The organism is Pseudomonas sp. GM21, assembly GCF_000282215.1.
In the GTDB taxonomy this organism is placed as follows: Bacteria; Pseudomonadota; Gammaproteobacteria; order Pseudomonadales; family Pseudomonadaceae; genus Aquipseudomonas.
Genome location: NZ_AKJS01000116.1, coordinates 25,133 through 34,168 on the forward strand (window position 1 = coordinate 25,133; position 9,036 = coordinate 34,168).

Below are 9,036 nucleotides of genomic sequence, written 5' to 3' on the forward strand. Positions count from 1 at the left end.
ATGCAAACTCGTGACGACATTTTCAACACCCTGCGCGATGCCTTGGTCGAACTCTTCGAGCTGGACCCGGCACGCGTCAGCCTTGAATCGAACCTGTATCAGGATCTGGAAATCGACAGTATCGACGCCGTCGACCTGATCGATCACATCAAGCGCCAGACCGGCAAGAAAATCGCCGCCGAAGAATTCAAATCGGTGCGTACTGTCAGCGACGTGGTCGAGGCGGTCTATCGCCTGGTTCAACCCGCCGCATGAGCCGACTGATCGGCCTTGGCCTGCTGCTCGCGGGCCTGTTGTACCCCTTCGTGGTGTATTTCGGCATGGAACATTTTGCTCCATGGCAGTTCGGCCTGCTGTTGGGCAGCCTGTGGCTGGCTCGGGCGTTGCTCGGTCCGCGCCGTCCCGGCAGCCAGTGGATGGCGACCATCGCGATAGTTTTTTGCCTGTTGCTGGCGGTGTTCGACAGCCCGTTGTTACTGCGCTGGTACCCGGTGCTGATCAGCGCGTTCATGCTTGGGCTATTTGGCCTGAGCCTCAAATTCGGCCCGCCGATGGTTGAACGCCTGGCGCGCCTGCGTGAACCGCACTTGCCGGCCCGGGCCATTATTTATACGCGCCAGGTGACGATTGTCTGGTGTGTGTTTTTAATCTTTAACGGCTTGCTCGCCGCTGCCCTGACCCTGTGGGCGCCGCTGAGCTGGTGGATGTTGTACACCGGCCTTATTTCCTATGGATTGATGGGCCTGCTGTTTGCCATTGAATGGCTGATACGACAACGGGTACGAGGCCACTCATGAATTGGATAACGCTTGAGCAGCTATTGCTCAAGGCTCAGCCGGAGCGCGCCGTAACGGCCGAACCGGCAATGAATCATGCACAGCTGTGCGACCAGGCCCTGCGCCTGGCGGCTGGCTTGCAAGGCGAAGGTGTGCAGCGCATCGCCGTGCACCTTGAAGACGCCTCTGACCTGGCGATTGCCTTGCTCGGTGCCTGGCGCGCCGGCGTCAGCGTGCTGCTGCCTGCCGATCTACAACCGCAGACACGCCAGCGCTGGTCCGGCGAAGTCGATCTGTGGCTGACCGATCTTGCTGATGACAGGCATCTGAGTGATTACCGTCATCCGCCTCTTGCGGGTGCGGTACTGGATTTGGACACCTGCCAGTTGAGCCTTTGCACCTCTGGCTCCAGCGGTGACCCCAAGCGTATCGACAAAACCCTGCGCCAACTGGCCAATGAAGTTCAAGCGCTGGAGCAGCTCTGGGGCGCCGACCTGGGCGAGGCGTGCATCATCGGCAGCGTCGCCACCCAACACATCTATGGGCTGCTGTTCCGAGTGCTGTGGCCCTTGTGCGCCGGGCGAGCGTTCGTACGCAAGCAGCTGGCGTTCCCCGAGGACTTGCAGCGCGCCAGCCGTGAACACCCCGCCTTCGCCTGGGTCGCCAGCCCGGCGCTGCTCAAGCGCATGGGTGACAACCTCGACTGGTCGGCCTTGAGCACCGTACGACGGGTATTTTCCTCAGGTGGCGCGTTGCCCGCCGAGGCTGCGCTGCGCCTGCACCAACGTCTGCAACAATGGCCGACGGAAATCTTCGGCAGTTCCGAAACCGGCGGTATCGCCTGGCGTCAGGGCAGCGATCTCTGGCAGCCGTTTGCTGACGTCGAGTTGAGCCAGGACAGCGACGGCGCGCTGCTGATCAAATCTGCATACTTGCCCGCCGGCCACCTCGAACACACCGCTGATGCCGCACGAATCGAGGCCAACGGCCGTTTCCAATTGCTGGGACGACTGGACCGGATCGTGAAACTGGAAGAGAAACGCATTTCGCTGCCCATGCTGGAAAAAGCGCTGATGGACCATGACTGGGTCGCGCAAGCGCACCTCGGTGTGGTCCAGGAGAACCGCGCCTCGCTGGGTGCGCTGCTGGTGCTGAGCGAATCGGGGCTGCATGCCTTGCGCAATCAGGGTCGACGCACGCTCACGCAAGCACTGCGTCAGCACCTGAGCCAACACTGCGAAGCCCTCGCCCTGCCACGACGCTGGCGATTGCTGCGGCAATTGCCCCTGAACGCTCAGGGCAAACTGCCGCAGGCGGATGTCGAAGCCCTGCTGCTGGCGCCCCGGGTCAAGGCACCCGAAGTGCTTGAACAGGTCGAAGTCGAGGGCGAGTGGAGCCTGCAACTGGCCATCCCACCGGACCTCGCTTATTTCAGCGGCCACTTCCCACAAACGCCGGTACTGCCCGGGGTGGTACAGGTGGAGTGGGCGCTGAGCCTCGGCCAGCAACTGATGGACCTGCCGGCCAAATTCGCCGGCATGGAAGTGCTGAAGTTCCAGCAACTGGTACGCCCGGGTGACGAAATCCAGCTACACCTGCGCTTTGACCCGGAACGCAGCAAATTGTATTTCGCCTATCGCAATGAGACCGCCACCTGCTCCAGTGGGCGGATTTTGCTGGAGGCAGCCTGTGGATAAGTTGAAGTCTCCTGTAGCAGCTGCCGAAGGCTGCGTTCGAGTGCGAAGCGCTCGCATCAACCCCACCACCTATATTCCGAGAAACCGCATATACCGGTTTAACACCGCTTCGCGCCCGGACGCAGGCTTCGCCAGCTGCTACAAGGGTGAGGTGTGACTCGGCATGCATAACCCCTGCGCAATCATCCCGGTCTACAACCACGAAACCGCCATCACCACGGTGGTCGATGCGCTGATCGCCAGTGGCCTGCCGTGCATTCTGGTGGACGATGCCAGCGATCCACCCTGTGCCAGAGTGCTCGACCAACTGGCCCGGCGCGAAAGGGTCAACCTGATCCGCCTCGCCACCAACCAGGGCAAGGGCGGCGCCGTGATGACCGGCCTGCGCGAAGCTTCACGCCTGGGTTTCAGCCACGCGTTGCAAGTGGACGCCGACGGTCAGCACGACCTTCAAGACGTGCCGCTGTTCATTGAACAATCACGCGCCCACCCGGATTCGATGATCTGTGGTTACCCGCAATTCGACGCCAGTGTGCCTAAAGGTCGCCTGTACGCCCGCTACCTGACGCACGTGATGGTCTGGATCAACACGCTGTCCTTGCAGATTCGCGACTCCATGTGCGGCTTTCGCGTCTACCCATTGCCACCCACCCTCGCGCTGATCGATTCGGCGAAAATCGGCAAGCGCATGGACTTCGATTCGGACATCCTCGTGCGCCTGGCCTGGCGTAACCAGGCGATGCAATGGTTGCCGACCCGGGTTCATTACCCGCTCGATGGCGTCTCGCACTTTCGCCTGCTTCACGACAATGTACTGATATCCAGCATGCATACACGGCTGTTTTTCGGCATGTTGTTGCGGGCACCGGTGATCCTCTGGCGACGGTGGCGAGCATGAGCAGTGACGTAGACAGAAAGCACTGGGCCGACCGCCAGGAGCGGGGCAGTTTCTGGCTGATGAAGCTCACTGCGTTCGGCGCCAAAGTATTGGGGCGGCGACTGTTGAGCCCGCTGCTGTACGGCATCGTCCTGTACTTTTTCCTGTTCGGGCGCAGCGCTCGCCAAGCCGCCTGGCAATACCAGCAACGTCTAGCCGACTGGAGCGCTCGCCCTGAGTTGCGCCCGACCCATTGGCGCGTGTTCGGCCAATTCATGGCGTTCGCCGACTCCATGCTCGACAAGCTCGACGTGTGGAACGGCAAGCTGAGCATCGACCAGATTGAAATCATCGACCCGGCGCTGCTGCGCAATCAACTGCGTGGCAGCCGCGGACAGATGCTGGTGGGCGCGCATCTGGGCAATCTTGAGGTCTGCCGCGCACTGGCGGAAATCGGCGAAAAAGTCACGATGAACGTGCTGGTCCATACCAAGCACGCCGAGCAGTTCAACCGCTTGCTGGGGGAAGCCGGCGCGACCAATCTGCGGCTGATCCAGGTCAGCGAGCTGGACCCGGTCATCATGCTGCAATTGCATGAGCGCCTTGAGCGCGGCGAATGGCTGGCGATTGCCGGCGACCGCGTACCGCTGCACGGCGGACGCAGCGTCACCGTGGATTTTCTCGGTCATCCGGCTGCGTTCCCTCAAGGGCCGTGGTTGCTGGCCGGTTTGCTGAAATGCCCGGTCAATCTGTTGATGTGCCTGAAGAAACCGACGGGGCAATATCGCGTGACCCTCGAACCGTTTGCCGAGGCCGTCGTGTGGAAACGCAGCGACCGCGAACAGGTCATTCATCAGTGGGCGGCCCGCTACGCCGAGCGCCTGGGTCACTATTGCCTGGAAGCGCCCCAACAATGGTTCAACTTTTACCCTTTCTGGAAGACCGATGACGACGCCAACGCATGAGCCGGTAACCTTCGGCGAACTCCCATTGCGCATTGAAGACGTACTGGCCTTGGCCAACCGTCAGGTGCCGACGCAGTTGCAGGGCGATTCCGCGTACCGCGAGCGTATTGCCAAGGGCGCGCGATTCCTCGACTCCTTGCTGGACAAGGAAGGCGTAATTTATGGCGTGACCACCGGTTATGGCGACTCCTGCGTGGTCGCGGTGCCGCTGCATCACGTCGAGGCGTTGCCTCGTCATCTGTACACCTTCCACGGCTGCGGCCTGGGCAAATTGCTCGATGAACAGGCCACTCGCGCGGTACTCGCCGCGCGCTTGCAGTCGTTGTGTCATGGCGTGTCCGGAGTGCGCGTGGAGCTGCTGGAGCGCCTGCAAGCGTTCCTCGAACACGACATCCTGCCGCTGATCCCGGAAGAAGGCTCGGTGGGTGCCAGCGGTGATCTGACGCCGTTGTCCTACGTTGCCGCGACGCTGTCCGGCGAGCGTGAAGTGATGTTCCGTGGCGAGCGCCGACACGCTGCCGACGTCCACCGTGAACTCGGCTGGCAGCCGCTGGTGTTGCGCCCGAAAGAAGCGCTCGCCTTGATGAACGGTACAGCGGTGATGACCGGTCTTGCCTGCCTGGCCTTCGCCCGCGCCGATTACCTGCTGCAACTGGCCACGCGCATCACGGCGCTGAACGTGGTGGCTTTGCAGGGCAATCCTGAACACTTCGACGAACGCTTGTTCGCCGCCAAACCACACCCAGGGCAGATGCAAGTCGCCGCATGGCTGCGCAAGGATCTGGCGATCGACGCGCCGACCGCGCCGCTGCACCGTCTGCAGGATCGCTATTCCTTGCGTTGCGCCCCCCACGTTCTCGGTGTGTTGGCCGACAGCCTCAATTGGCTGCGTTCGTTCATCGAGATTGAACTCAACAGCGCCAACGACAATCCGATCATCGACGCCGAAGCTGAACGCGTGCTGCACGGCGGGCACTTCTACGGCGGCCACATCGCATTCGCCATGGACAGCCTGAAGAACCTGGTGGCCAACGTCGCCGACCTGCTGGACCGTCAACTCGCCCTGCTGGTGGACGAGCGTTACAACCATGGCTTGCCGAGCAATTTGTCCGGCGCCAGCGCTGACCGGGCGATGCTCAACCACGGCTTCAAAGCCGTGCAGATCGGCACCAGTGCCTGGACCGCCGAAGCACTGAAAAACACCATGCCGGCCAGCGTGTTCTCGCGTTCCACCGAGTGCCACAATCAGGACAAAGTGAGCATGGGCACCATCGCCGCCCGCGATGCGATTCGCGTGCTGGAACTGACCGAACAGGTCGCCGCCGCGACCCTGCTGGCCGCCAACCAAGGCGTATGGCTGCGCAGCAAGGCCGAGGATGCACGGCCATTGCCGCCGGCCCTGGCCGCCATGCACAAAGAGCTGGCCAGGGATTTCCCGCCAGTCATCGAAGACCGCGCTCTGGAAGGCGAATTGCGCCTGTGCCTGAAACGAATTGCCGAGCAACACTGGAGGCTGCATGCGTAGCAAGGGAGTGCTTCACACCGATACGGAAATCCTCGTGCCGTTCTTTGACGTCGACACCATGCACGTGGTCTGGCACGGCCATTACGTGAAGTATCTGGAAATCGCCCGCTGTGCGCTGTTGGACAAGATCGGCCACAACTACACGGCGATGTCCGAGTCGGGTTACGCCTGGCCGGTGATCGACTTGCAACTGCGGTACGTACGCGGCGCGGTGTTCGGCCAGAAATTGAACGTGCGGGCGAATCTGGTGGAGTGGGAGAACCGGTTGAAGATCAACTACCTGATCAGTGACCTGGAAACCGGCGAACGCCTGACTCGAGCCAGCTCCGTACAGGTCGCCGTCGACATGACCAGCCGCGAAATGCAGCTGGCCTCACCGAAGGTCTTTACCGACGCCGTCGAAAGGACGCTCGCATGAACCCGCTCACAATCCTCTGTAGCAGCTGGCGAAGCCTGCGTCGGCCGGTCCGCGCTCGGGCGCAGCAGACGCCCGGCGTTTCGTCTGATGCACCGCATGCTCAGGTTTTACGACGGCTTCGCCGCCGGACGCAGCCTCGCGGGCTCGGCAGCTGCTACCTGTTTGTGGTGATGCTGGGCTTTTCTTCGTGGGCGCAGGCGTTCGATTTGCAGCAGTTGAGCGATCAACTAGCCAAACCGGAAGTGATCCATGGCAACTTCGTCCAGGAAAAACACCTGCGCGCCCTGCCCCAGCCGCTGACCAGCAAGGGCACGTTCGTGCTCGCGAAAAATCACGGCCTGCTGTGGCTGCTGAGAACTCCGTTGCACCAAGATTACCGAATTACCGCCAAAGGCATCGCCCGACGTGATGCCAATGGCTGGCAGACGCTACCGAACAAAAGTGCAGGCGCCGAGCAGAACCGCCTGTTCCTCGCCGTTCTGCAAGGCGACAGCAGCGGTTTGCAGCGTGACTTCGAGCTCTCCTTGAGTGGTGATGCACAGAACTGGAAACTGAAGCTGATTCCGCATTCGCTGTTGCTCAAGCAGGTATTCACCCAGATCAACATCACCGGTGGCGAACTGGTGAGCACCATCGAGCTGCTGGAAACCCAAGGCGATAGCACGCTTTTACGCATGCAGGACAGCACCAGCGCCCAACCGTTGAGCACTGCGGAGCAACATGACTTTGCCGAGTGAACGCAGGCTGCCATGGCTGTTCCTGATCCTGCTCCTGGCAGTGATCGCGCTCGCCGGTTGGCAATGGCGCCATGGCGCACCGCTGTCAGCCAACCTGATGGAACTGGTGCCGGGCACGGCACCGGACGCGCTGGAACTGCGCGCCGAACAACGCATGCAAGAACCGCTGAACCGCGAAATGCTGGTGCTGGTCGGCCACAAGGATCGCGAGCCAGCCATCGCCATGGCGCAGAAACTCGGCGAACAATGGCAGGCCAGCGGTTTGTTCGAAAAGGTCCAGTGGACCCTGCAAGCGGACTTGCCTGCATTGCGCAAACAACTGCTGCAAGGCCGAGTGGCGATGTTGTCCGGGGCGGATCGCCAGCAACTGATCCAACACCCCGACGCCTTCATCCAGCAGCGGGTAGAGGCACTGTTCGACCCGTTTACCGGGTTCAGCCTGGTGCCGAGCCAGGATGACTGGCTGGGCCTGACCGGGCGCATCCAGAACAGCCAGCCACAACGCGGCACCGTACAACTGGACATCGGCAGCGGCGCGTTGATCGCCGATGCCGACGGCAAGAGCTGGGTGCTGCTGCGAGCAAAAACCACCGGCAATGCGTTTGACATGAGCCTGCCGCTGCAAGTGGCCGACCTGCTTGAACAAAGCCGTGAACAAGCGACTCAGTCGGACGTGCAACTGCTGGCTGCCAGCGGATTACTCTACGCCGCCAGCGGTCAGCAACAAGCCTCCCGCGAGATGACGTGGGTCGGTGGCGGCGCCACGCTGGGCATTCTGGCCTTGCTGTTGCTGGTCTTTCGGCGCTGGCGGGTTTTGCTCGCGTTCGTTCCGGTACTGGTGGGTATGCTGTTTGGCGCGGTGGCCTGCGTGGCGCTGTTCGGCCATATGCATGTGATGACGCTCGTGCTCGGCTCCAGCCTGATCGGCGTGGCCGTCGACTATCCGCTGCATTACCTGTCGAAAAGCTGGAGCCTGAAACCCTGGCACAGCTGGCCGGCATTGCGGCTGACACTGCCGGGCCTGACGTTGAGCCTGATCACCAGTTGCATCGGTTACCTGGCACTGGCGTGGACACCGTTCCCGGCCCTGACACAAATCGCCGTGTTCTCCGCCGCCGGTTTGCTCGGTGCGTATCTGTCCGCCGTCTGCCTGCTGCCGGCATTGCTCAAGGGTGTGGATATCCGTCCGGCGCAATGGCCGCTGCGCGTCTGTGAATCGTTGCTGAGTCTGCGTGAGGCAGTGCTCAAACATTTCAATACGCCGGTATTGCTGGCACTGCTGATTGCCTTCTGCGTGGGCGGCCTGCTGCAACTCGAAAGCAAAAACGATATTCGCCAGTGGATCGGTGCACCGCAGCAACTGACAGACGAAGCCCGGACGATTGCGAACATCACCGGCTTTCAACCGACCAGCCAGTTTTTCCTGGTGCGCGGCGCGAATCAGCCGGAGTTGCTGCAGCGTCAGACCGCGTTGAGCGAGCGCCTGGATCAATTGGTCAATCTGGACAAACTTCAGGGTTATCTGTCGCTCAATCAACTGGTCAGCCAGCCGAGTGACCAGCAACAAGTGCGTGAAGGGTTGAGCAAGCTGCCGCAGTTCTGGCAGCCGCTGCTCGACGTCGGCGTACCGGCGGAAGCGCTGCATGCAGAGTTGACGAGATTGCAGGCGTTGCCCTCTGAAGATATCGATACTGCACTGGTCGGCCCACTGGCCGAACCCTTTCGCCCACTGTGGCTGGGACCGACCGATGACGGTGACGTAGCAGCGATCGTCAGCCTGCAAGGCCTGAACGACCCTGCCCTGTTACACGTTCAGGCGTTGGATTTGCCAGGCGTTGAACTGGTCGACCGGCTCGGTGAATTGAACAGCGTTTTCGCCGCAACACAGATCAGCGCAGCGGAACTCAAACTGGCCTCCTGCGCGTTGATCGTACTGGTGTTGATGCTGCCATTCGGTCTCGGTGGCGCGCTGCGCATCGTCGCCCTGCCATTGCTCGCCGCGCTGTGCAGCCTGGCCAGTCTCGGCTGGCTGGGGCAGCCA

9 protein-coding genes are annotated in these 9,036 nt (G+C 61.7%); all 9 read left to right on the plus strand.

The window, feature by feature from the left end; all coding sequences use genetic code 11:
• Positions 1–255, plus strand: coding sequence for an acyl carrier protein (locus PMI22_RS09695; protein WP_007947135.1), 255 nt, complete (start codon positions 1–3; stop codon positions 253–255).
• A complete protein-coding gene (locus tag PMI22_RS09690; RefSeq protein ID WP_007947136.1) occupies positions 252–797 on the plus strand; it encodes a hypothetical protein in 546 nt (181 codons plus the stop codon). The genes PMI22_RS09695 and PMI22_RS09690 overlap by 4 nt, the downstream gene beginning before the upstream one ends.
• Positions 794–2,473, plus strand: a complete 1,680-nt coding sequence (locus PMI22_RS09685) for an acyl-CoA synthetase family protein (protein ID WP_007947137.1) — start codon at positions 794–796, stop codon at positions 2,471–2,473. The genes PMI22_RS09690 and PMI22_RS09685 overlap by 4 nt, the downstream gene beginning before the upstream one ends.
• A gap of 163 nt (positions 2,474–2,636) precedes the next feature.
• On the plus strand, positions 2,637–3,371 hold the full coding sequence (locus PMI22_RS09680; protein WP_007947138.1) for a glycosyltransferase family 2 protein: 735 nt from the start codon (positions 2,637–2,639) through the stop codon (positions 3,369–3,371).
• A complete protein-coding gene (locus PMI22_RS09675) occupies positions 3,368–4,315 on the plus strand; it encodes an LpxL/LpxP family acyltransferase (RefSeq protein ID WP_007947139.1) in 948 nt (315 codons plus the stop codon). The genes PMI22_RS09680 and PMI22_RS09675 overlap by 4 nt, the downstream gene beginning before the upstream one ends.
• Positions 4,296–5,840, plus strand: coding sequence for an HAL/PAL/TAL family ammonia-lyase (locus PMI22_RS09670; protein WP_007947140.1), 1,545 nt, complete (start codon positions 4,296–4,298; stop codon positions 5,838–5,840). Before PMI22_RS09675 ends, PMI22_RS09670 begins: the two co-directional genes overlap by 20 nt.
• Entirely contained in the window at positions 5,833–6,258 is a 426-nt protein-coding gene (locus PMI22_RS09665) for an acyl-CoA thioesterase (RefSeq protein WP_007947141.1), read from the plus strand. The genes PMI22_RS09670 and PMI22_RS09665 overlap by 8 nt, the downstream gene beginning before the upstream one ends.
• 170 nt (positions 6,259–6,428) lie before the next feature.
• A complete protein-coding gene (locus PMI22_RS0129515; RefSeq protein WP_050550214.1) occupies positions 6,429–6,995 on the plus strand; it encodes an outer membrane lipoprotein carrier protein LolA in 567 nt (188 codons plus the stop codon).
• A partial coding sequence (locus PMI22_RS09660; protein WP_007947144.1) for an MMPL family transporter occupies positions 6,979–9,036 on the plus strand: 2,058 nt, incomplete at its 3' end. The genes PMI22_RS0129515 and PMI22_RS09660, both read left to right, overlap by 17 nt.